Source organism: Epilithonimonas arachidiradicis (assembly GCF_003610695.1).
GTDB classification, from domain to species: Bacteria; Bacteroidota; Bacteroidia; order Flavobacteriales; family Weeksellaceae; genus Epilithonimonas; species Epilithonimonas arachidiradicis.
In genome coordinates this window covers 185,830-209,510 of the sequence record NZ_RAQH01000001.1, presented here as the reverse complement: position 1 = coordinate 209,510, position 23,681 = coordinate 185,830, and the positions used below count along the sequence as shown (strand labels likewise).

The window sequence follows — 23,681 nt, the reverse complement described above, 5'->3', positions numbered from 1 at the left end:
AATTTCGAAGATTCTTTAGATTTTGTTAGTTTAAACTAAGTTGTTTGCTACTAAGTATTCTGCAATCTGAACCGCGTTGGTAGCAGCGCCTTTTCGGAGATTGTCTGCCACAATCCATAAATTGAGAGTTTTGGGTTGTGAAAGATCTCGTCTGATTCTTCCTACAAAAACCTCATCTTTCCCTTCCGAATATAAAGGCATTGGATATTCGTTATTTTTAACATTATCCTGAAGCACAACTCCTGGCGTTTCGGAAAGAATTTTTCTTACTTCTTCCAAATCAAATTCGTTTTCAAACTCGATATTCACGCTTTCAGAATGTCCGCCTTGTACTGGAACTCTTACTGCAGTTGCCGTCAAATTGAAAGTATCATCACCCATAATTTTCTTAGGCTCTTTCATCAATTTGATTTCTTCCTTAGTATAATCATCATCCGCAAAGATATCACAATGGGGCAATGCATTTTTGAAGATCTGATAAGGATAAACTTTCTCAGGACTTTCGCCTTTGATTTGGCTCTCTCCGTTCACCGAATATTCTATTTCAGAATTTAGTTGATCAACAGCTGCTTTTCCAGTTCCGGTAACAGACTGATAAGTTGAAACAATGACCCTTTTGATATCATATTTCTGATTCAACGGATGAAGAACCATCACCAACTGGATTGTAGAACAATTGGGATTAGCAATGATTTTGTCTTCTTTTGTCAAAACGTTCGCATTGATCTCCGGAACAACCAATTTCTTAGCCGGATCCATTCTCCAAGCTGATGAGTTATCGATCACTACTGTTCCAACTTCAGCGAATTTTGGAGCAAACTCCAAAGATGTTCCACCGCCTGCTGAAAAAATAGCGATCTCGGGTTTGACTGCAATAGCGTCGTTCATGCTAACGATAGTGAATTCCTTGTCCTTGAATTTGACCTTATTTCCAACAGATCTCTCTGATGCTACGGGAATTAATTCGGTGATTGGAAGATTTCTCTCTTCCAAAACTTTCAGCATAACTTGTCCAACCATTCCGGTTGCGCCTACTACAGCTACTTTCATTGTTTTTTGATTAATTAAATTGTTAAATATTTATCCGAAAACTCTAGCCCAAGGGAATGCAAAAACGAATAACGCAATTGCAACCAATCCTAATGACATAATAGGAATAGTCAGTTTTTCGGTTGTTTTGAATTTTTTATTGATAATCGTCATTAATACTGCTGCGATTAACATAGAGAAAGGATGTTCTACATAAGTGAATCTTAAATCAGCATTTTTCATGACTGCGCCCATATCCAATCCTTTTGTAATGTTGGTAATCAGCATGATGATCCCAATCAAGAATTGAACGTGAAAAAAGATCATTGTAAATAATGTTACTTTTTTTAAAGCCTTTGAAATGTTACCGCTGTAACCAAACATCGTTACAAGTAAAAGGACTAAAAATGCTGCTACCAACAAAAGTTCGAGGTAAGCGAAACCTTTGTGTGCATGCAAAAGAATGTTATAAATTTCCATATCCAGATTTTTGATTGACAAAGATAGAAAAATCCCGACAGATTGCCGGGATTTGAGATATTAATTAAAATAATGAATTTTAGAATCTGTAAGAAAGTGATGCAGACCAAGTTCTTCCAAAACCGAAGAATACAGTATTGTTTTGGTCAATTCCTTTCCAAGTCTTCAATGTACTCAAATAAGCGTCATATTGTTGCTGAGCTGTCTGAGTTGGAGTTGCAGTAAAGTCTGATAGATTTCTGATATGTGTAGATGACTTACCGTCTGAAATGTAAACAGTGTCAAGCAAGTTATAAACATTTCCTGTTATAATTAATCTATGACCATTATTTAATTTGAAAGTATAAGAAGCACCCAAGTCAAATAAGTTATAGCTTGGGTATTCTAATGCACCTTTTTTTGCAGCAGCTGGAACTACACCATCCTTGATGATAAAATTCTGGTCAATATTAAATACACCATAAAGCTTCTCAGCATATCTCCAAGTACTGAATACGCTTAAATCCTTTACCGGTTTTAAGGTAAATCCTAAAGCAGCTGTTGTTTGAGCGGCATCTGATACTTTAACACCATCGAGTGCAAGCTGAACAGAGTTACTGGTTGCATTAGGAACATTCGTTAAAGGAATATTATTGTCGTCAAACAATTCTCCTGTTGGATTGTTTTTATATTTCCAGTCTCCGACAGAAAGCATAGCATTAAATTCCAGATAATCTGTAACTTTCACGGTTCCTTCGAATTCTACTCCCATATGGACCTCCTGAATACCAAGTAAGTTGGCATAAGCTCTTGTATTAGCATTCGGGTCAGCTGGTGTAGGTGTTGGAATATTAATGTTAGTGATTCTTTGGAATCTATCTTTCCAAGTCGTGTAATATAAGTTAACATTAGCTCTTAGAATTGGACTTCTGAATCCGTAGCCTAATTCTGCCGATGCAATTTTTTCGTTCTGAAGATTATCATTCAACACTTGTTGGTTATTAGGGTAGACCGCATAGTTATTTGGCTGCTTAGAATAATATCCAAGGTTTGCAAAAACATTATGTTGCTCGTTGATATTATAATTAATACCTCCTTTAGCATTGTAACCCCATAATCCTTTGAATCCAGTTTTTGTATCTACTTTCTGGCCTTGCTGAACAGTCTGGGGTGTTTTAATGGTTCCATCCGGGTTTAAAATATCGTGATTTAGAATCCAATTATCAATTCTTTGGAATTGTTGGTTGGAAACTGATCCCTGAACGAAAGCCGAAATCTGTTCATTGGAATATTCTAGCTGCCCAAAACTCCCTAACCACATTACTTCTCCATCAAAATTTCTACTCGCAATCTGAGATTTGTCTTTAATTGCTTTTACAAAAGGATTAGCAGAAGGTGTTGGTGCATAAGACTGAGTAACTGCGTAATAAGGCTGCATATTCAGGTTTTGATTTTCACGGTACTCAGAATTACCCCAAAATTCTGACACGACGCCTGGGTGATATCCATAATAATATCTACCGTCCAAACCAACTGAAAAGTTCAGGTTAGAATTAATCTTATGCTGGAAATTGGTAAGAAAACCGTACCAGTCGTGTGAATTGATGTGTGATCTTCTTACAAGACCATTGGTTCTTGTGGCTATTCCAGGTGTTGCGTTAACCTTATTGATTCCTGTATTGTTTGCAACATTTGGATTCCAAATTACATTTTGTCCCTGATTCCAAGCAACGATATCATCAAATCTTATTAAACCGTCTGCTGTTTTTGGTAAACTGTTAATTCCTGTACCATTGATTGAACCCAAAACTCCGGTTCCTCCACCTCTACCCCAAGAAGCATATAGTACAGTAGATAATTTTGACTTCTCTGAGATATTCCAATCCCAGTTGATAGAAGCGACAGGTTTGCTATAAAAATTAACCGATTGTGACATTACACTTCCATTAAGATATCCCCAGTTAGAATTATACCTTCTGTTTGGTTCATCTACACCATTTCCATATTTAATGAAATTAGCAATTGAACTTTGGAAATTTTGATTATGCCATTGTGGCGCACCAGTAAATGTAAACTGGAAATCGTGTTTCCCTTTCTGGTATCCTAATGCAAAATAGTAGTTATAAGATTCAAACTGAGAACCATCAACATAAGTATTTCCAGCTGTTCTGGACATTAAGAATGATGAAGACCAACCTGTTGCAGATTTCCCGGTATTATAAGAAAATAAAGTTTTCAAATAGCCATCATTACCAACACCTACCGTTACATTTCCTTCTCTTTTCTTATCTGCAGCCCTTGTTAGAACATTAATAGTACCACCGATAGATGCAATCGCCAATTTAGATGAACCTAAACCTCTCTGGATTTGCATTGCGGATGTTACATCAGAAAGTCCTGCCCAGTTAGACCAATATACAGCTCCAGACTCCATATCATTTACTGGGACGCCGTTAATCATAACGGCCGTATTATTCATGTCAAAACCACGAACATTAACTCTTCCATCTCCAAAACCACCGCCACCTTTTGTTGCATAGATTGAAGGTGTAGTATTAAGAATCTCCGGAAATTCCTGGTTTCCTAATCGCTCAACAATTTGAGCTTCTTTAATCGTAGAAACAGCAACAGGAGTCTTTCTATCTTTAGCGATATCAGCGACTCCTGTCAGTACTACTTGTTCGATGTCTGTGTCTTTCGATAATGTGTCTTGTGTAGATTGGGCAAAGTAAAAGCTTGCCGTTGTCATAGTCAGCATCAGGGCCAATGCCGGCTTTTTTGATAACATTTTCATTTTCTTTAAGATTTATGCCGCAAAAGTCCTAAAAAAAATGGTAACCCTTGTTAATAAAGTGTTAATTTTTTAATGCCTTGAGACTCAGATCGATATTGCTGGAAGAGTGGGTTATTGCACCCGCTGAGATAAAATCTACACCAGTTTTCGCCACCGAATTTAACACTTCACGGGTGATACCTCCTGACGCTTCGGTTTCTGATTTTTTATTGACAATCTTTACAGCCTGGGTCATTGTCTCGAGATCCATATTGTCAAACATAATTCTGTCTGCGCCGGATTTCACGGCTTCTTCAACTTCCTCAAGGTTACGAGTTTCAACTTCAATTTTTAGTTTAAGCTTGTTCTTTTTGACATAATCCTTCGCCATTTTCACGGCATTAGTAATGCTTCCATTATAATCAATATGATTGTCTTTCAGCATTATCATATCATAAAGTCCATATCTATGGTTGGTTCCGCCGCCGATTGCCACTGCCCATTTTTCACAAACCCGGAAATTCGGTGTTGTTTTTCTGGTGTCCAGAAGTTTTGTTTTGGTGCCAACTAATCTGGAATCCCAATCGTGAGTCATTGTTGCAATGCCGCTCATTCTTTGCATACAGTTCAGAACCAAACGTTCTGTAGAAAGAATCGACCTTGCTTTTCCGGAAACAATAAAAGCAACATCTCCTTTCTTAGCGGATTCTCCATCTTTAATAAAGACTTCAACACTGAGATTTTTATCAAAAGTTTTGAAAATAATTTCTGCCAATTCAACACCTGCCAAAATGCAGTTTTCTTTAACTAGAAGCTGCGCTTTTTGTTCCAAATCTTTCGGAATTGTGGACAATGTAGAATGGTCGCCATTTTGGATATCTTCTTCCAAAGCCAATTTTATAAATTCCTTTAAAACTTTATCGTTAGCGTAAGATGGTCTTTTCATTTTGCGTTAGTTGATATTTTTATATTTGTTGAGAATCAATGAAAGCATTTCATAATCTTTTCCCTGACCAAAATTGTTAGTATTGGCCTTTGTTCCTATGATTTGGTTTCGATTACAGCCGAAACAAATTTTGGCGGCTCCGATAATTCTTTTATTTTTTTTGAAAACTAATATATCTCTAAATATCGGAATACAGGTAAAATATAATCCATCTCTTTCAGTGCTTTCGGAAAATAATTGTGTAATGCTCTGAAAATCTTTGGATTCTATCTCGCTCTTTTTGAAACCGACTTTTATGATGTCATCTGTAAAATTATTGTTGTTGATGTTTTCAGGGGTTTCTCCCACAATCAAATCATATTTTAATTTATCCAATTCTGAGTTATTCTGAAGGTTTAATAGATTCATTGCAATGTTTTCATCAATATCATTTGAATAATAGTCCACTGCATCAAAGTCAAAAAAAGGTTTGCCTGATTTTACATTATCACCCTGTTCCTTTGAAGATTTATCACTTTGGTTTTTTGAAAAATTACAAGATGTATTAATGATAATTATAATCAATAAAAGAAACTTGACAATAGTTTTCATTGTTCAGTGATCAAAAGCGGTTTCGTAGCCAAATCCTTATTATAAAAAGCACCTTTATTTTCCTTCATTTCCAAAGATTGTTTGATAATCAAATAAGAAACATTCACAAGATTTCTCAACTCCGAAAGTTGTGGTGAAAGTATGGAATAATTATAAAGTTCTGTTACGGCTTCGTAGATTTCGCGCTGCTTTTTTTTGGCTAATTCCAATCTTGCATTGCTTCTGACAATCGCAACCAGGTCACTCATCATCTCCTGAAGCTGTTTCCTAAGATATGTTACGAGAACCATTTCGTCCATCATTTTCATTCCTTCTTCGTTCCACTCTGGAACTGCTTTCAAATCATCGAAATTGAAATCATTTTCTTTTAACAATTCAACGGTTTTCATCGCCGCATTATGGCCGAAAACCAAACCTTCCAATAAAGAATTGGATGCCAAACGATTCGCGCCGTGAAGTCCGGAATTGGTACATTCTCCAACTGCAAAAAGATTTTTGATGGAAGATTGCCCATTTTTATCTGTGTCAATCCCGCCCATTAGATAATGACAGGCAGGAACAACCGGAATCAATTCTTTGAAAGGATCAATGCCTTCATCCATACATTTTTGATAAATATTTGGAAAGTGATGCAGGAATTTTTCTCTATCCATCTCCCGGCAATCCAAACCTACATAATCGTCTCCGCTGATTTTTAATTCATTATCAATGGCTCTTGCAACGATGTCTCTGGAAGCTAATTCTTCGCGTTCATCATATTTCTGCATAAACGGCTTTCCATTTTTTGTGCGGAGTTTTGCGCCGTCACCACGAACAGCTTCGGAAATCAGGAACAGCATTCCGTCTCTTTTAGAGTACATTGCTGTTGGATGGAACTGATAATACTGCATATTCGAAACCTTTCCCTGCGCTCTGTGAACAAAGGCAATTCCGTCGCCTGTTGCAATAATCGGGTTGGTCGTATTTTTATAAACGTGACCAGCGCCTCCAGTTGCAACCAAAGTTATTTTCGAAGTGATCTTCTTGATTTTTTTATTTTTCTCATCCAGAATATAAGCACCGTAACAATCGATATTTCCTTTATCAAATTCCTTACCCGGAACGTGATGCTGAGTTATCAAATCAATGACATAATGGTGTGGAAGAATCTCAATATTCGGAGAGTTATTAACTGTTTCCAGAAGCGCTCTTTCAATCTCGAAACCTGTGATATCCTTGTGATGTACAATTCGGTTTTCCGTGTGCCCTCCCTCTCTTCCGAGAGAATACTTTCCTTTTTCCTGGTCAAATTTTGCCCCCCATTCCACAATCTCATTGAAACGATGTGGAGCTTCTTCCACAACCATTTTTACAATATCCGGGTTATTGATGTAATCTCCGGCCCGTAATGTGTCGTCAATATGTTTTTGAAAATTATCCTTGGAAAAATCCGTAACTACAGCCAATCCACCTTGTGCATATTTGGTGTTGCTTTCGTCTTCGTTGGATTTTGTAACAATGATTATTTTGGTTTCTGGTAATTGTTCGGAGATTTTGATAGCGTAAGAAAGGCCTGAAATTCCGGAACCGATTACAAGAACGTCTGTTTTTATCATAAATAAGAATTAATGATTCTCAATATCTGAGAAAATTCAAAAGAATAAAGTTAAATGAATTTGATGAACTTATCCGCAGGTTTTCTGACTTTTTTGAAATTCTGAAAAATATCATCTTCTGCACGATAACCTAAAGCCAAAACAACCGCAACTTTTTCATTCTCCTTATCGATTTTCAAAACTTCTTCCAAGATTTCAGCTTTGAAGCCTTCCATTGGACAAGTGTCGATTTCTTCTTCGGCAGAAGCCAAAATCAATGAGCCAAGAACGATGTAATTTTGTTTCTCGGACCAGCTTTCCAGTTCTTTCTGAGTGTAATTTTCTAAAAATTGATTGATGTTATTTCTAAAAGCTGACAACTGTTCCAAAGTCACACCACGCTCATTAATAATATGACTGAAATAATTATCAACATACTCCTTATTAATATGCGTTTTTGTAACCAAAGCAACCAAATGTGAGCAAGTTGATATCTGAGATGGATTATAAAATGCCGGAATCAATTTCTGAATCGTTTCATCATTCTCAGCCACTAAAAGATGATACGGCTGAAGTCCTAAAGAACTGACGGACAATCTTCCAGCTTCTAAGATATTATTTAACTTCTCTGATGAAATCTTCCTCCCATCAAATTTTTTTACAGAATATCGCCAGTTAAGTGCTTCTAAATAATTCATATAACAAATATACTCATTTATGATTTTGGTTTAGAACCATTTTAAATAATGAAACTTTTCTAACCGAATTTTTTAAATCATTCATTGCAAATGCTTTATGGTAAGGCTTTTCGCAATATTTCATTTTAATTGATTTGTTATCAAATCATTAGCCAACAAAGCTGTGAAAACAAAAAGTTATAAACATTAAGTATAAAAGTGGGTGAAAGTGGTAAAATGTGGTAGATTTTTATATAAATTTGCTCCAAATGAAAAACTTCATTGGAACATACGAGTGTAAAATAGATGACAAAGGGCGCATCAAACTGCCTGCTTCGCTTACGAAGCAGATGGAACATTTTGCAGATGAGCCATTTGTAATCAAGCGGTCGGTATTTCAGAAGTGTCTTGAGGTTTATCCGATGAAGCCTTGGGAGAAACTGATGGCAAAAATAAACGGTCTGAATCGATTTGTGAAAAAAAATGCAGATTTCATCAGGATGTTTACGGCTGGAGTTAAAACTGCAGAGTTGGATAATGTTGGTCGTTTGCAAATCAGTAAGGATTTAACACAATTTGCAAATCTTGGAAAAGATATCGTGATTACAAGCGCTGGTGAATTGTTCGAGATTTGGGATAAAGATTCTTATGAACAGGTTATCTCAGTCAGTGAGTCTGATTTCGCTAGTCTTGCGGAAGATGTAATGGGAAATCTTGATTCCGAAGAATCAAATTAATAACTAAGAAGAATAATTAATAGGTTTTTAAACCCGAATTATTAAATCATTATCAATCATCATTCATCAATAATAAAACAATGTATCACAATCCTGTCTTATTAAAACAAAGTGTCGACGCTCTGGTAACGAATCCGGACGGGATTTATGTGGACTGCACTTTTGGTGGAGGTGGTCACTCAAGAGAGATTTTGAGCAGGCTTTCTGATAAAGGAAAGTTGTTTTCTTTTGATCAAGATTTGGATGCATTGAAAAATACGATTGATGACCCGAGATTTACTTTAGTGAATCAGAATTTCAGGTTTTTGGAAAATTCGATGCTGGCTTATGGTGTTTCTCACGTTGACGGGATTTTAGCAGACTTGGGCGTTTCTTCCCATCAGTTTGATGAAGCGGAAAGAGGATTTTCTACCAGAAGCAACGCACCTCTTGATATGAGAATGAATGTGATGCAAGATCTTGATGCGAAGAAAATCATCAACGATTATGAAGAGGAAGATTTGGCGGACATCTTTTACCATTATGGAGAACTGCGAGAAGCGAGAAAATTGGCGAGAGAAATTGTTCATCATAGAAAATCAAAAAAAATTGAAACAACTGAGGACTTGAAAAATCTCTTCAATTATATTCCTGCATTTAAACAGAATAAATTTTTTGCTCAGGTTTTTCAGGCAATCCGAATTGAAGTCAATCAGGAATTGGAGGTCTTAAAAGAAATGTTGGTTCAATCTTACAAGATTTTAAAAGTTGAAGGAAGATTAGTAGTGATTTCTTACCATTCTTTAGAAGACAGATTGGTAAAGCGTTTCCTGAAAAACGGAATGTTCGAAGGTGAACCTCAGCGAGATATCTACGGAAATTACGCCAAAGCATTCGAATTGTTGCAGACCAAAGCAATCATTCCGGATGATAAAGAAATTGAAGAAAACTCTAGAGCGCGAAGCGCAAAAATGAGAATTGGAATAAAGTTATGATGCTAGAAGATGGAAGCGGGATGAATTTCCATCTTCCATCTTCCAACATCCAGCGTAAAAATGGCAAAGCAGACAACCTATAATAAGCAGAAAAAGAAACTCACTTTTATGGATATCATAAAAGGGAATTTCCTTAACCGTGATGAGGTCAAAGCGCATTACAAATATTTCGTGTTTATTTTCGGATTGTTGATGGTGATGATTTATAGTAACCACTTGGTTAACAAAAAAATAGAGCACGTTAACAAGCTTAAAGAAGAGACGGAAGAATACAAATCCAGAAACGCTTACGCACAAAGTAGGCTAATCAAAATAAGAATGGAATCCGAACTGGGAAAAGAAATGGTTCAGGATTCTTTGGTGAGTTTGGAAAGCCACCCAATGAAATTATTGATAAAAGTAGACAGCACAGATGATAAAGCAGCCAAATAACAATTACGAAAAAAAGCGTTCCAATGCGTTGAAGTGGGGCTACCTTTTTGTTTTGGGAGCTTTCATTTTGTTTGTCATCTTTTTGGGCAGAATTATGATTCTTCAGAATACCAATGTTGAGGAATTCGAAAATAATTACATCAGCAAAAATTACCGAGAAGCAACCTTGAAAGCAGCTCGTGGAAATCTATTTGCTTCCGATGGCTCTATCCTGGCAACAACGGTAATGCGTTACGATATCTATCTGGATTTCAAATCGATGAGAGATACAATCTACTCCAATAATATTGGTGCTTTAACGGATTCTCTCAGCAAAATGTTCGATAAGCCGCGTAGCTACTTTAGGGCTAAGTTAGATGCTCAGAATCAGAGAAATAACCAATATTATCTTTTAGCAAAAGGACTTGATTTTGACGAATATGACAGAATCCGAAATTTTCCAATTTTCAACAGAGGAAAAAATAAAGGTGGTTTCATCGTTGAAAGAAATTTCCGAAGAGAATTGGCGACAACTCAAATTGGAGCCGGAACTATCGGAATGGATAATGGCGAGTCAAAATCCGGACTGGAAGGTGCTTTCAGTAAATTCTTAACCGGAATTGACGGGAAAAGATTAGAACAGAAAATCACTTCTACACAATGGAAACCAATCGATTACTGGAAAGTTCAGGAGCCTGTTGATGGACAAGACGTTTATACAACTTTGGATTTAAGGATTCAGGATATTGCGCATTCGGCATTGGAAAATCAACTCATCAAATTCGATGCAAACCACGGAAGTGTTGTAGTAATGGAAGTTGAAACCGGAAAAATCCGTGCAATGGTTAACCTTAGAAGGACTGAGCCAGGAATCTATGTTGATGCTTACAATTATACTGTGAAAGATGCACAGGAACCAGGTTCTACATTCAAGACGGTTTCTCTTTTGGCAGCTATGGACGATGGCTTCATTGATGAAAATACGAAAGTCAACATCGGAAATGGAGTCTGGACTTACGCAGGACAAAGGATTACAGATGGTCACGGTGGTGGAACTTATGACGTGAGTGATGTGTTGGCGAAATCAAGCAATGTTGGAGCAGCTAAAATAATTACACAACATTATGCAGATAAGCCGGAAGTTTTCATAGACCATCTTAAAAAATGGAAGATGTTTGACAAAATGCAAATCGAATTACCTGGAATTGCAAAACCTTCGATTCAAACACCTCAAAGCAAACGTTGGAACAAAGCGACTTTAGCCTCTTTGGGTTACGGATATTCTTCTCGTTTTCCACTGTTACAATTGGTTGCTTTCTATAACGGGATTGCCAACAAAGGAAAAATGGTAAAACCGCTATTCATTGATAAAATAATGAAAGATGGTAAGGTTCTTTACGAAGCCAATCCTGAAATCATGGTTAAAAAAATGGCTTCGGATAAAGCGATTGAAATGATGACCAGCGCATTAACTAAAGCGGTAGAAAAAGGAACGGCAAAAAGTATCTATACACCTAACCTTAAAATTGCCGGGAAAACCGGAACGGCCAGATTCGAATACTGGAAAGCCGGGCCTATGAAATATCAGGCATCATTTGCGGGATTTTATCCTTCTGATAATCCGAAATATACGTGCATCGTGGTGGTGAATCAGCCGGATGTGTCGAAAGGTTTTTATGGTGGAACTGTGTCTGCGCCGGTATTCAAAGAAATTGCAGGGAAAACTTTCCTCAAAACACCTTTGAATGTTGAAAAAGACCTGTTGGTGGAACATAAAGTTGACCTTAATAAAATGACAACGCCTAACGTAAAGATCAACGTAACCAGAGATTCTATGCCAAATTTGGTTGGAATGATTGGGAAAAATGTGATTCCTCAACTTGAAAATTTGGGTTACAGAGTAGATTACAAAGGTGTTGGGAAAATAATGGGACAATTTCCTGCAGAAGGTGCAACTATCGGGAAGAACCAAAAGATTTATCTGAATCTTCAAAACTAAAAATTAAAGCGAAAGCTTAGATATATGATTTTAAAAGACTTATTGCAAAGAGTCCAGACTCTGGAAACCATCGGAACTCTTGAAAGAGAAGTGTCGGAATTGGTTTTTGACAGCAGAAAAGTTGTTGATAATTCTTTGTATGTAGCATTGAAAGGAACGGTTTCCGACGGCCATTCTTACATCAGTCAAAGCATCGAGAAAGGTGCGAAAGTGATTGTTTGTGAAGAATTACCTTCAGAAATTAATAATGAAGTAACTTATATTAAAGTTGAAAATGCTTCCAGAACTTTAGGGCATTTGGCTTCTAATTTTTACGGAAATCCTTCTGAGAAATTAAATTTAGTCGGCGTTACCGGAACTAACGGAAAAACATCGGTAACGACATTGTTGTTTGATATTTTCAAAAATCTGGGTTATCAATCCGCTTTAATTTCAACTGTTGAATATAGAATTGGAGACGAAATTATTCCTTCAACACACACAACGCCAGACGTGATTCGATTGAATCAAATGTTGGCAAAGGCGGTTGAAATTGGATGCGACTATGCTTTTATGGAAGTAAGTTCTCACGGGATTTCTCAGGACAGAATCGAAGGTTTGCATTTTAAAATTGCTGGTTTTACCAATATTACACACGACCATTTGGATTATCACAAGACTTTCCAGAATTACATTTATGCAAAAAAGAGATTCTTTGACGAGCTGGAAGATTCTGCTATTGCGATTACGAATGCCGATGACAAAAATGGATTGGTAATGTTGCAGAATACCAAAGCGAAAAAGAAAACTTTTGCTTTGAAAACAATGGCAGATTTTCACGGAAAAGTTCTGGAAATTGACTTCAATGGGATGTTGCTGAACTTCAATAACAAAGAATTCTGGACAGCATTGACAGGAAAATTTAATGCTTATAATTTGCTTATAGCTTATGGAATTGCTTTGGAATTAGGAATGGACGAAACAGAAGTTCTTCAGGCGATTTCAGTGCTTCAAAGAGTGAACGGAAGATTCGAAACGATAAAATCAGACAGCGGAATTTTCTTCGTGGTGGATTATTCGCACACGCCGGATGCATTGGAAAATGTGTTGGATAGCATCAACGAAATCAGAACCAAAAACGAAAGATTGATTTGTGTTTTCGGTTGTGGAGGCGACAGAGACAAAACCAAACGTCCGGAAATGGGCGACATCGCTACCAAAAAATCGACTTTGGCAATCATCACTTCTGACAATCCAAGAACGGAAGACCCGATACAGATTATCAAAGAAATAGAAGCTGGTGTTCAACCCCAGAATTTTAGCAAATACACTTCGATTCCTGACAGAAGAGAAGCTATAAAAATGGCCATCAAATTTGCTGAATCAAAAGATATTGTTGTTGTAGCTGGAAAAGGGCATGAGACATATCAGGAAATCAATGGAGTGAAACATCATTTTGATGACAAAGAAACGATTAGAGAATTATTACAATTAATGGGAAAATAGACAAATATGTTATACTATCTCTACGAATATCTTTCCAGCCAAGGGATTCACATTCCAGGAATGAACTTGTTCAAATACATTTCGTTCCGTGCAGCGATGGCAGTTTTGTTTTCGCTGATTATTGCGATGGCTTACGGAAAAAGGATCATCAATTTCCTGAGAAGAAGACAAATGGGAGAATTGGTAAGAGACCTTGGTCTTGAAGGACAGAAGCAAAAAGAAGGAACGCCGACTATGGGAGGTTTGATTATCATTTTGGCAACTATCATTCCGGTTTTGTTATTCACCCGAATCACCAATATCTATATCGTCCTTTTGATTATTTCGGTTTTGTGGATGGGAGCCATTGGGTTTTTAGACGATTATCTCAAAAAAGTTAAGAAAAATAAAGACGGATTAAGTGGGAAATTTAAAGTAATTGGACAAGTTGGTTTAGGTTTAATTGTCGGAGTTACAATGTATTTCCACCCTGATGTTGAGGTTAAGAGAAAATATGCAGACGCAACGGTTATCAACAGAAATAATGTAGAACAGAATTTTATGCCGGACGAAAAAATTCCGGTTTCCACGGTTCCTTTTACAAAAAATAACGAGTTCGATTACAGTGGGATTTTATTCTGGATGGATGATGCAAAAGCGCACGAATGGGCTTGGATTGTTTTCATCCCGATTGTAATTTTCATTGTAACAGCAGTTTCCAACGGTGCAAATATCACTGATGGAATTGACGGATTAGCTGCAGGAACCAGTACAGTGATTCTGCTGACTTTAGCATTTTTTGCTTATGTTTCCGGAAATATGATTTTTGCAGACTATCTGAATATTATGTTTCTTCCGCATATGGGCGAGACGACGATTTTTGCGCTCGCTTTGGTAGGAGCGGTTATCGGATTTTTCTGGTATAACACTTACCCGGCGCAGATTTTTATGGGCGATACGGGAAGTTTGATGTTGGGTGGAGTGATAGCGGTTTTGGCAATTATTCTTAGAAAAGAATTGTTGATTCCAGTGCTGTGTGGCGTGTTCCTCATCGAAAACCTTTCTGTGATTCTGCAGGTAATGGTTTTCAAATACAGAAAAAGAAAATATGGGCTGGAATATGCTCAAAACAATAGATTATTCAAAATGTCTCCATTACATCACCATTATCAGAAAGAAGGGTTTCACGAGAGCAAAATCGTAAACCGAATGATAATCATAGGTGTAATGCTGGCAATTATTTGTTTAATTACTTTAAAAACTAGATAAAAACTAATAATCATAAATGAGAGTAGTAATACTTGGAGGAGGTGAAAGCGGTGTTGGTGCCGCGTATTTGGCAAAAGCCAAAGGCTTTGATGTCTTTCTTTCGGATATGGGAATTATCCGTGAGAATTACAAAAAAGAATTGGACGAGCTTGGGATTGACTATGAAGACGGGACACACACCGAAGAAAAAATTCTGAATGCCGATTGGGTCATCAAAAGTCCTGGAATTCCGAAGAAAGCAGAAATGGTTCAGAAGATTCAGGGGAAAGGAATCAGATTATCTTCTGAAATCGAATTTGCTTCAGAATTTACCAATGCAAAAATCATTGCCATCACAGGAAGTAATGGAAAAACGACAACAACGTCTTTGATTTATTACATCTTAAAGGAAGATGGATTTAATGTTGGATTAGGTGGAAACATCGGAAAGAGCTTTGCAAAACAAGTTGCAGAAGAAAATTTTGATTATTACGTATTGGAAGTGAGTAGTTTTCAATTAGATGATATTCAGAATTTCAGACCCTACATTTCTTTGTTATTGAATTTGTCTAAGGACCATCTTGACCAATACAATTATAATTATGAAGAATATGCATTGGCAAAGTTCAGAATTGCTGAAAATCAGGATGCTAATAATTTTTTTATCTATAACAAAGATGACGAAATGAGCAAATCGATTCTTGAAAAATTGGATTTGAAAGTGACAAAAGTTCCATTCTCATTAGATGAAAAATTGGAAAAAGGTGCTTTCTCTATTGATGAGAATTTTGTAGTCAATATCAATGAAGGATTCACGATGAATATTGACGAACTGTCATTGGTTGGAAAACATAATGTTGCGAACAGCTTAGCAGCGAGTATTGCCGGAAAGTTATTGGAAATCAGCAATGAAAGCATCAGACATTCATTGATGACTTTCCAAGCTGTTGAACATAGATTGGAACCTGTGGCTGAAATCAGAGGTGTGAAGTTCATCAACGATAGCAAAGCAACCAACGTGAACGCCACTTACTTCGCTTTGGAAAGTATGAAACAGCCGGTGGTTTGGATTGTTGGCGGAAAAGACAAGGGAAACGATTATACGGAAATCGAAGAATTAGTCAAGAAAAAAGTAAAAGCAATTGTCTGCTTAGGCGTTGATAATCACAAAATTATTGACTTCTTTAAAGATAAGAAAACAGAGATTTATGACACTTCCAGTATGCAGAAAGCGGTAGAGGTTTCTAAATCGATTGCAGAAAAAGGAGACGTGGTTTTATTGTCGCCTTGTTGTGCAAGTTTTGATTTGTTCAATGGTTACGAAGACCGAGGAAATCAGTTCAAAAAAGAAGTATTAAACGAGTTAATAATTAACAATTAATAGTTAAGAATGTTTATTATTCATTTTTAATTATTCATTATAAGATGGAAAACCAAACTACAGAAAACAAATTCGAGCTACTGAAAGGAGACAAAGTCCTTTGGTCGGTTATCATTTTGATTTCCTTCCTTTCCGTATTTCCGGTTTACTCCGCAAGTTCGAATCTGGAATATATCGTGAACAACGGGACCACAACAGGTCACGTTTTCAAGCATATTGTTTTCGTATTCATTGGTTTGGGAATTATGCGTTTCGTAGGAACAGTTAAGTATGAATACATCGGAAAACTGAGTTCCATTTTGCTTTTGTTCACAATTGGATTATTGCTGATAACAATGTTCACAGGACAAAAGATTGAAGGCGCAAGTGCTTCGCGTTGGTTAAAAATCCCAGGGACACCGATTTCTTTTCAGCCTTCGTCATTCGCTTATTTGATGTTGATTATCTATCTGTGCAGATATTTAACCAAAAAAATCAAAAGAGAAAGAGTTCCGATTGAGAACATCATTTATATATTCGGACCAATTCTGATTGTATTCGGATTAGTAGCAAAAGACAACGGTTCTACAGCTTTGATGATTATGATGGTTTCGATTATCATATTGATTATCGGACAGTTGGCTTGGCAATATGTAGCAGGATTTATCTCGGTTGCCGTAGTTTTCGTTGTGATGTTTTTAGTTATTGCACTAAATACGAATTTAATCGGAGGAAACCGTGTTCATACTTGGATGAGCCGTATCGAAACCTTCACGAGTTCCAAGAAAACAGCCGATGTTGAAGACGAAAGTATCAAAGCCAAAAACTATCAGGTGATGCAGGCGAAAGCAGCGATTGTTCACGGCGGATTCAACGGAATCGGGCCAGGAAAAAGTGCTTTGAAACAGACGTTACCCCAATCGGTTTCAGATTTTATTTTCGCAATCATTGTGGAAGAATACGGCTGGATTGGAGCCTTCGTTCTGATTAGCCTTTATATGATAATGATTATCCGGATTGTAATGATTGCCAGTAAAATGCCTGCTTTTTTCGGGTCGCTGCTGGTTCTTGCGATTGGACTGATGATTTTTGTTCAATTATCGGTGAATATAGCCGTGGCAGTAAATCTGATTCCCGTAACAGGTCAGCCTCTGCCATTAATAAGTTACGGAGGAACATCGATGTTGGTAACCTATATTCAGCTAGGAATTATCCTGAATGTAAGTTCCAGAATTCAGGTTTTTGATGAAGAAGGTCTGGGTAAAAGACAAAGTATTGAAGAAATAAATGATATCGCATAAAATAAATGATGAACGATAATTTATAAATCATCAATTATCTCTTATCAATTATAAAAAATATGAGCAGAAAACTAAAAATATTAATGAGCGGCGGCGGAACAGGTGGACACATCTTTCCGGCGGTTGCTATTGCTCAGGAAATCCAGAAACGATTTCCCGATGCAGAGTTTTTGTTCATTGGCGCCAACGGAAAAATGGAAATGGAAAAAGTTCCTCAAGCCGGATTCAAAATCGAAGGATTGAACATCGCCGGATTTGACAGAGGAAATCTTCTTAACAATATTGGACTTCCTTTCAAAATCATTTCCAGCTTGATGAAAGCTAAGAAAATCATCAAAGATTTCAAACCCGATTTTGCAGTTGGAACTGGCGGTTTTGCGAGCGGACCGGCTTTGTATATTGCGGCGAAAATGGAAATTCCGACTTTTATTCAGGAACAAAATTCTTTGCCTGGAAAGACGAATGTTTTCAATGCAAAAAAAGCGAAAGCCGTTTTCACAGCTTATCCGGATATGGAAAAGTTTTTCTCAGGAACGAAAACTTATTTTCTAGGAAATCCAATCCGTCAGAATATCATCACAGATTTGATTGATAAGGATTTGGCAAAGGAAAAATTAGGCTTAGATAAAAATAAATTAACGATTCTTTCGGTTGGCGGTTCTCTTGGTTCTAGAACTTTGAACAACGGCTGGAAAGAAAATTTAAACAAATTAAAAGATAAAGATTATCAGCTCATCTGGCAAACTGGAAAAACGGATTTTGCTGAAATAACTTCCGGCATTCAACCTCCAGCTTCCATCCAGATCAAAGAATTTATCAGCGATATGGCTTTGGCTTATTCAGCGGCGGATGTGATTGTTTCCAGAGCTGGCGCGATTGCAATTTCAGAATTGGCGGTTACTAAAAAACCGGTTTTACTGATTCCGTTTCCATTTGCGGCGGAAGACCATCAAACCAAAAACGCATTGACGTTGGTGGAGAAAAATGCAGCAAGAATGGTCAAAGATTCTGAGATGAAGGATAAATTCTGGAACACGCTTTCAGAAATTTGTGAGAATGAAAATCTTAGAAAGGAGATGTCAGCTAATCTGGAATTTTTTGCAAAGCCAAAAGCTGCGGAAGGGATTGTGGATGAAATTTTTAAAGTGATATAATTTAATGAAATTGTTGAAATACATATTATTCTTTTTTGGTTTGATAAGTTTATCAGCTTGTCTTAATCGGTATAATAATATGCCGGCTAAAAATAATACGTCAGCAAGACAAACTTTAGCTAAAAGTTTTGCCGAAAATTTCTATGCAAAATGTGCGAAAAAAGACTATTCTGAAATCACAGGTTTTAATATGGATGTGAATATGAAAAATTATTTTTCTCCAGAAAAAATTAAAACGGTGTGTGAAAACAGCGATAAAAAATATGGTAAAATAGAAATTGGAAGCTTGTATGCAGCTAAAACCAATGTTTATCCGACAGATTTCTCTGACCTATTTGTTTTCAATATTAAGACAGAAAAAAACGATAGTATCAAATATTTGAGAATGGGAATGACCAGAGACAAAGACTATTTTCAGGTTTTTTACATATCAACAAAGCCATACAATAAATGGTATAAAAGAAAGAAAAAATGAGTATCTTAAATAAATATCAAAACTTCTATTTCATCGGAATCGGTGGGATTGGGATGAGTGCGCTGGCGAGATATTTTTATGCTAACGGCAAAAATGTTTTGGGTTATGATAAAACACCAACAAAACTTACGGCTCAAATCGGTTTTGAAGGCATAGATATTACGTTTGAAGATGTCATTGATGAAAAAATTGTAGCGTTGGATAAAGAATCAACATTGGTTATTTATACGCCTGCAATTAAGAAACTCGGAATTCTGGATTATTTCGCAAGTGAAAGTTTTGAAATCCTGAAACGTGCAAAAGTTTTGGGACTGATTACTGAAAACACGGATTGCATCGCTGTTGCAGGAACACATGGAAAGACGACCACATCTACTTTAATAGCACATTTATGCAAAGAAGCGAATCTGCCTTCATCCGCATTTTTGGGTGGAATTTCTGAAAATTTCAAATCCAATTTCGACTACAACGGCAATCAGTTTTCCGTAGTCGAAGCAGATGAATACGACAGAAGCTTTCTAAACCTTTCTCCGGACTGGGCAGTTGTAACATCGATTGATGCTGACCATTTGGATATTTATGGAGACAGAGTTCAGATAGAAGATGGTTTCCGACAGTTTGCAGCTTTGGTTCCAAATGACAATCAGTTGTTTGTGAGAAAAGGAATTGCGATTGGAAGAGAACACAAGACTTATGCTGTGAACGAGGAAGCGGATTATTACTCTGATAATCTGAGAATGGACCATGATAAAATCTATTTCGATTTTCATACGCCAACGCAGGAGATTGAAGATTTTGTTTGGGAAATTCCGGGAATTCACAATGTTGAGAATGCAACCGTTGCTTTGGCAATTTTGAGCAATTTAGGTGTTGATTTCAATACTTTGAAAAAAGCAATTGCCAATTTTAAAGGCATCAAAAGAAGATATACGAAACATATTTTCGATAACGGAAAAATCTATATCGACGATTATGCGCATCATCCAACGGAACTGAATGCAGTCATTGGTTCGATAAAAACATTTTATCCAACCAAGAGATTGTTGGTGGTTTTCCAACCTCATCTTTTCAGCAGAACTAAAGATTTTGCAGAAGATTTTGCAAGAAGTCTGGAAAATGGAGATGATTTGTTGTTACTCGATATTTATCCTGCGAGAGAACTTCAGGAAAATTTTGAAGGCATCACATCAACTTGGTTAGCAGAAAAAATTGAAACAGAAAACAAAGAAGTCTGCACATTGCAGGAGACTTTTGAAAAAATAAAAGAAAAAGATTTTGATATTTTATTGACAGTCGGAGCGGGAAATATTGACACCCTTTATGACCCGATTATGGAATGGATGCCGAATATTGAAAAAGTAGAATTATGAAACTGAAAATTTTCTTCTTGCTATTTATTTTGCTTTTCGGATTGGGATTTTCGCAGTCGAAAGCAGATTTGATAGAAGTAGAAAATATCAACAAGTATTCTGAAATCATTGATAAAGATTCGAGGATAACTAAATATCAGTTTCAGGTAAAAGGTAAGAACAAAACGATTCATTACCATTATGAGAAGAAGGGAAACGAGATTGTTAAAATCTCACGGGAATGGAAAGAAAATAGCAATAATTGGTGGGAATTGTACAACGATTATTTTCTATTGAGGAATGGCGAAAGGGTTTTTGCCAGCCAAAGTATAACTTACACAAATATGTCCAATGCAGAAGATATAGTTGGTTGGAGTGTTAGTTTTTGGATTGATAAAAATAAAGTGATTCATATGACTTCCCTTGGACACGGAAAAACCGAAATGGACGATTGGGACTATGAATCAGAATTAAAAGATAATTTCAATTATATGCTGAAGACGGTTAATAATTATGATAAAAATCGAAAAGCAAATAATAAATAAAAGAAAAAATTTGATGCGGATTGCATTGAAAATGAGATATAGAGAATGAAAAATAAGTGGAGAATATTGAAGATATTGGTAACAGTGGTCCTTTTTGGATTTCTGCTCAGTTTCTCGTTGAAGCGTTTCAATAACGCTAAGATGGAGAATGTATCTATCAATATGAACCAGACCAAGACACCGGTTTATTTTGTGGATGAGAAGGACATCAAAGATTTGGTGAAACAATTTAATCCGACTAAGAAAATCGGCGATGTTAAGATTCCGGAATTGGAGAAGAAGATTAATGAGATTCCATTTGTCGATAGTGCTAATGTTTATATGAATCTAAATGGCAATCTGAATGTTGATATCAAACAACGAATTCCGATTTTCCGATTGAATAAAAATGGAAAGGATTTTTATGTGGATGAAAAAGGTGTTGAATTTCCGATTTCAAGAAACTTTTCTTATCCGTGTATGCTCGTAATGGGAGATGTAGAAGCTTCGGAATATCAGGAACTCGGAAAGTTGATTGAGAAAATTGACAAAGATGATTTCAGCAAAAAATATTTCATCGGAATCAAAAAGGAAAAAGACAATTATAATCTTCTGACGAGCGACGGAAATTACAAAGTAGAGATTGGAGATTTAGAAAATATTGATTTCAAGGTTAAAGGATTTAAAACTTTTGTAGAGAAATATCTGGTTTATCAGAATCCGAATAAGTACAAAAAGATTTCGGTTAAATACAATAACCAGATTGTAACAACACTGAACCCTTATTTCAAAGAAAACGACAGTATTCTGAGAAATGCACCAAAAATTGAAATCACAAAACCGGAAGAAAAACCGACGCAATTATTAGCGTCAGTTCCGGTAAAAACAGAAACTAAAAAAGCGGAGCCCAAACCGGAACCGAAAAAAGAAATAAAAAAAACTGAACCTAAAAAATCAGAAGTAAAAAAGGAATCTTCCAAACCTAAAAAAGTAGAGAAGAAACCGGAACCGAAAAAATCTTCGGAAAAGAAAAAGGAAACCACTTCCAAATCGTCTTCTGATAAAAAGAAAAAAGCAAAAGTAGTAGTAGAATAAATTAGATATAAATAAAGTCTTAGCTGAGTAAAAAGCCTTTGCGAGCTTAAAAGCATAATAATGGTAAAACAAAACTTTGCGGACTTTGCGTTAAAAATTAAAAAAATCAAATCGAGCATATAATGGAAAATCAAGAGTATTCAGTAGGTCTGGACATTGGGACAACTAAGATTGTCGCCATTGTCGGAAGACGTAACGCTCACGGGAAAATCGAAATCCTGGGCGTTGGGAAGGCTAAAAGTCTTGGTGTTCACAAAGGAATCGTGAACAACATTTCCCAAACTATCAATTCCATCAAAACTGCAGTTGCAGAAGCGCAATCCAGCGCTGGCGTTCCTATCCACAAGGTAACTGTCGGGATTGCAGGAAAACATATCCGTTCTCTCCAGCATTCGGATTACATCATGAGAGAGCATCCGGATAGATACATCACGGAAGATGATATCGAGAAACTAAAAGACCAGGTGAAGAAATTGGTGATGTTGCCTGGCGAAGAAATCATCCACGTTTTGCCTCAGGAATACAAAGTAGATTCTGAAGGCGAAATCCAAGAACCGGTCGGGATGCACGGCAAAAGATTAGAAGCTAATTTCCACGTTGTTGTGGGACAGATGGGTTCTATCAGAAATATTGCCAGATGTGTTCGCGAAGCTGGTCTGGAAATGGAAGCTTTGACCTTGGAACCTTTGGCATCGTCTGAAGCAGTTCTTACAAAAGAAGAAAAAGAAGCTGGTGTTGCGATTGTTGATATCGGCGGTGGAACTACGGATATCGCAATTTTTAAAGACAACATCATTAGACATACTTGCGTGATTCCTTACGGTGGTGGAATTATCACCGATGATATTAAGGAAGGATGTTCAATCATCGAGAAACATGCAGAACAACTGAAAGTGAAGTTCGGTTCATCTGTTCCGGAATTGGAAAAAGACAGTACTTACGTGACAATCCCAGGATTGCACGGCCGTCCGGACAAAGAGATTTCATTGAAAGTTTTGGCTCAGATTATCAATGCAAGAGTTGAAGAAATTCTTGAAATGGTAAATACTGAATTGAAAGCTTACGGCGCATTCGAACAAAAGAAAAAACTGATTGCAGGAATCGTTTTGACTGGTGGTGGTTCCAACTTGAGAAACCTTCGTCAGTTAGCAAATTACACTACAGGTTTCGACAGCAGAATTGGTTTTGCTAATGAATATGTAGCGAATGACAAAAACCAATATCTGAAAGGACCGGAATTTGCAACGTCGATCGGCTTATTGATGGAAAGTCTTAAAATCAGAGATAAAAAAATCCTTCCAACAGAAGAAGAAGAGATTATCGAAGAAGCTGTAGCAAAAGCAGAACCGGTTGCACCTCAGCCAACTACCGAAGTTGAGAAACCCCAACAGATTCAGCAGATAGAAGAAGTTGCAAAACCAAAAGAAGAAGCTAGAAGAAACAAACCGACTTTTGGTCAGTCGATTTTAGACAAAGTGAAAAAATTCTTCGAGGAAGTTGAAGAATAATTGCTATCAGTCATTTTTAAATTTGAAAAATTA

The 23,681-nt window shown here is 36.7% G+C and carries 21 protein-coding genes; 14 read left to right on the top strand and 7 right to left on the bottom strand.

What is annotated here, in order from left to right:
* Nucleotides 1-30: 30 nt before the first annotated feature.
* The 7 genes from BXY58_RS01025 to BXY58_RS00995 all read right to left on the bottom strand — a co-directional run bounded on the left by BXY58_RS01025 (nt 31) and on the right by BXY58_RS00995 (nt 8,070).
* Nucleotides 31-1,050 carry an aspartate-semialdehyde dehydrogenase gene (locus BXY58_RS01025; RefSeq protein ID WP_120211946.1) on the bottom strand — a complete coding sequence of 340 codons (1,020 nt, stop codon included), beginning with the start codon at nt 1,048-1,050 and terminating at the stop codon, nt 31-33.
* A gap of 30 nt (nt 1,051-1,080) precedes the next feature.
* Nucleotides 1,081-1,509: a hypothetical protein gene (locus BXY58_RS01020; protein WP_120211945.1), complete on the bottom strand. Its 429-nt coding sequence runs from the start codon at nt 1,507-1,509 to the stop codon at nt 1,081-1,083.
* A gap of 79 nt (nt 1,510-1,588) precedes the next feature.
* Complete coding sequence (locus BXY58_RS01015; RefSeq protein WP_120211944.1) at nt 1,589-4,282, bottom strand: TonB-dependent receptor; 2,694 nt, start codon at nt 4,280-4,282, stop codon at nt 1,589-1,591.
* 61 nt (nt 4,283-4,343) lie between these two features.
* Entirely contained in the window at nt 4,344-5,207 is an 864-nt protein-coding gene (gene nadC, locus BXY58_RS01010; protein WP_120211943.1) for a carboxylating nicotinate-nucleotide diphosphorylase, read from the bottom strand.
* Between the two features lie 6 nt (nt 5,208-5,213).
* Nucleotides 5,214-5,798: a hypothetical protein gene (locus BXY58_RS01005; RefSeq protein WP_120211942.1), complete on the bottom strand. Its 585-nt coding sequence runs from the start codon at nt 5,796-5,798 to the stop codon at nt 5,214-5,216.
* On the bottom strand, nt 5,795-7,393 hold the full coding sequence (nadB, locus tag BXY58_RS01000) for an L-aspartate oxidase (protein ID WP_120211941.1): 1,599 nt from the start codon (nt 7,391-7,393) through the stop codon (nt 5,795-5,797). The genes BXY58_RS01005 and nadB overlap by 4 nt, the downstream gene beginning before the upstream one ends.
* Before the next feature lie 50 nt (nt 7,394-7,443).
* Nucleotides 7,444-8,070, bottom strand: coding sequence for an NAD(P)H-dependent oxidoreductase (locus BXY58_RS00995; RefSeq protein ID WP_120211940.1), 627 nt, complete (start codon nt 8,068-8,070; stop codon nt 7,444-7,446).
* 248 nt (nt 8,071-8,318) lie between these two features.
* Between BXY58_RS00995 and mraZ the strand changes: the two genes are divergently transcribed.
* The 14 genes from mraZ to ftsA all read left to right on the top strand — a co-directional run bounded on the left by mraZ (nt 8,319) and on the right by ftsA (nt 23,648).
* The gene (mraZ, locus tag BXY58_RS00990; RefSeq protein WP_120211939.1) at nt 8,319-8,786 is read left to right on the top strand and encodes a division/cell wall cluster transcriptional repressor MraZ; all 468 of its coding nucleotides are present in this window, start codon (nt 8,319-8,321) and stop codon (nt 8,784-8,786) included.
* Between the two features lie 80 nt (nt 8,787-8,866).
* The gene (gene rsmH, locus BXY58_RS00985) at nt 8,867-9,760 is read left to right on the top strand and encodes a 16S rRNA (cytosine(1402)-N(4))-methyltransferase RsmH (RefSeq protein ID WP_120211938.1); all 894 of its coding nucleotides are present in this window, start codon (nt 8,867-8,869) and stop codon (nt 9,758-9,760) included.
* Between the two features lie 60 nt (nt 9,761-9,820).
* Complete coding sequence (locus BXY58_RS00980) at nt 9,821-10,192, top strand: FtsL-like putative cell division protein (protein ID WP_120211937.1); 372 nt, start codon at nt 9,821-9,823, stop codon at nt 10,190-10,192.
* Entirely contained in the window at nt 10,173-12,170 is a 1,998-nt protein-coding gene (locus BXY58_RS00975; RefSeq protein ID WP_120211936.1) for a penicillin-binding transpeptidase domain-containing protein, read from the top strand. The genes BXY58_RS00980 and BXY58_RS00975 overlap by 20 nt, the downstream gene beginning before the upstream one ends.
* 24 nt (nt 12,171-12,194) lie before the next feature.
* Nucleotides 12,195-13,655: a UDP-N-acetylmuramoyl-L-alanyl-D-glutamate--2,6-diaminopimelate ligase gene (locus tag BXY58_RS00970; RefSeq protein ID WP_120211935.1), complete on the top strand. Its 1,461-nt coding sequence runs from the start codon at nt 12,195-12,197 to the stop codon at nt 13,653-13,655.
* A gap of 6 nt (nt 13,656-13,661) precedes the next feature.
* Nucleotides 13,662-14,903 (top strand): phospho-N-acetylmuramoyl-pentapeptide-transferase, encoded by a 1,242-nt coding sequence (mraY, locus tag BXY58_RS00965; protein WP_120211934.1) that lies wholly within the window; start codon nt 13,662-13,664, stop codon nt 14,901-14,903.
* A gap of 16 nt (nt 14,904-14,919) precedes the next feature.
* Complete coding sequence (murD, locus tag BXY58_RS00960; protein ID WP_120211933.1) at nt 14,920-16,263, top strand: UDP-N-acetylmuramoyl-L-alanine--D-glutamate ligase; 1,344 nt, start codon at nt 14,920-14,922, stop codon at nt 16,261-16,263.
* Nucleotides 16,264-16,307: 44 nt separating this feature from the next.
* The gene (locus tag BXY58_RS00955; RefSeq protein WP_120211932.1) at nt 16,308-17,543 is read left to right on the top strand and encodes an FtsW/RodA/SpoVE family cell cycle protein; all 1,236 of its coding nucleotides are present in this window, start codon (nt 16,308-16,310) and stop codon (nt 17,541-17,543) included.
* A gap of 59 nt (nt 17,544-17,602) precedes the next feature.
* Entirely contained in the window at nt 17,603-18,697 is a 1,095-nt protein-coding gene (gene murG / locus BXY58_RS00950) for an undecaprenyldiphospho-muramoylpentapeptide beta-N-acetylglucosaminyltransferase (protein ID WP_120211931.1), read from the top strand.
* A gap of 13 nt (nt 18,698-18,710) precedes the next feature.
* The gene (locus BXY58_RS00945) at nt 18,711-19,172 is read left to right on the top strand and encodes a hypothetical protein (RefSeq protein ID WP_147366782.1); all 462 of its coding nucleotides are present in this window, start codon (nt 18,711-18,713) and stop codon (nt 19,170-19,172) included.
* Nucleotides 19,169-20,542, top strand: a complete 1,374-nt coding sequence (gene murC / locus BXY58_RS00940) for a UDP-N-acetylmuramate--L-alanine ligase (protein ID WP_120211929.1) — start codon at nt 19,169-19,171, stop codon at nt 20,540-20,542. The genes BXY58_RS00945 and murC overlap by 4 nt, the downstream gene beginning before the upstream one ends.
* The gene (locus BXY58_RS00935; RefSeq protein WP_120211928.1) at nt 20,539-21,066 is read left to right on the top strand and encodes a hypothetical protein; all 528 of its coding nucleotides are present in this window, start codon (nt 20,539-20,541) and stop codon (nt 21,064-21,066) included. The genes murC and BXY58_RS00935 overlap by 4 nt, the downstream gene beginning before the upstream one ends.
* A gap of 45 nt (nt 21,067-21,111) precedes the next feature.
* Nucleotides 21,112-22,140 carry a cell division protein FtsQ/DivIB gene (locus BXY58_RS00930; RefSeq protein WP_120211927.1) on the top strand — a complete coding sequence of 343 codons (1,029 nt, stop codon included), beginning with the start codon at nt 21,112-21,114 and terminating at the stop codon, nt 22,138-22,140.
* A gap of 122 nt (nt 22,141-22,262) precedes the next feature.
* Nucleotides 22,263-23,648 (top strand): cell division protein FtsA, encoded by a 1,386-nt coding sequence (gene ftsA, locus BXY58_RS00925; protein WP_120211926.1) that lies wholly within the window; start codon nt 22,263-22,265, stop codon nt 23,646-23,648.
* Nucleotides 23,649-23,681 lie beyond the last annotated feature (33 nt).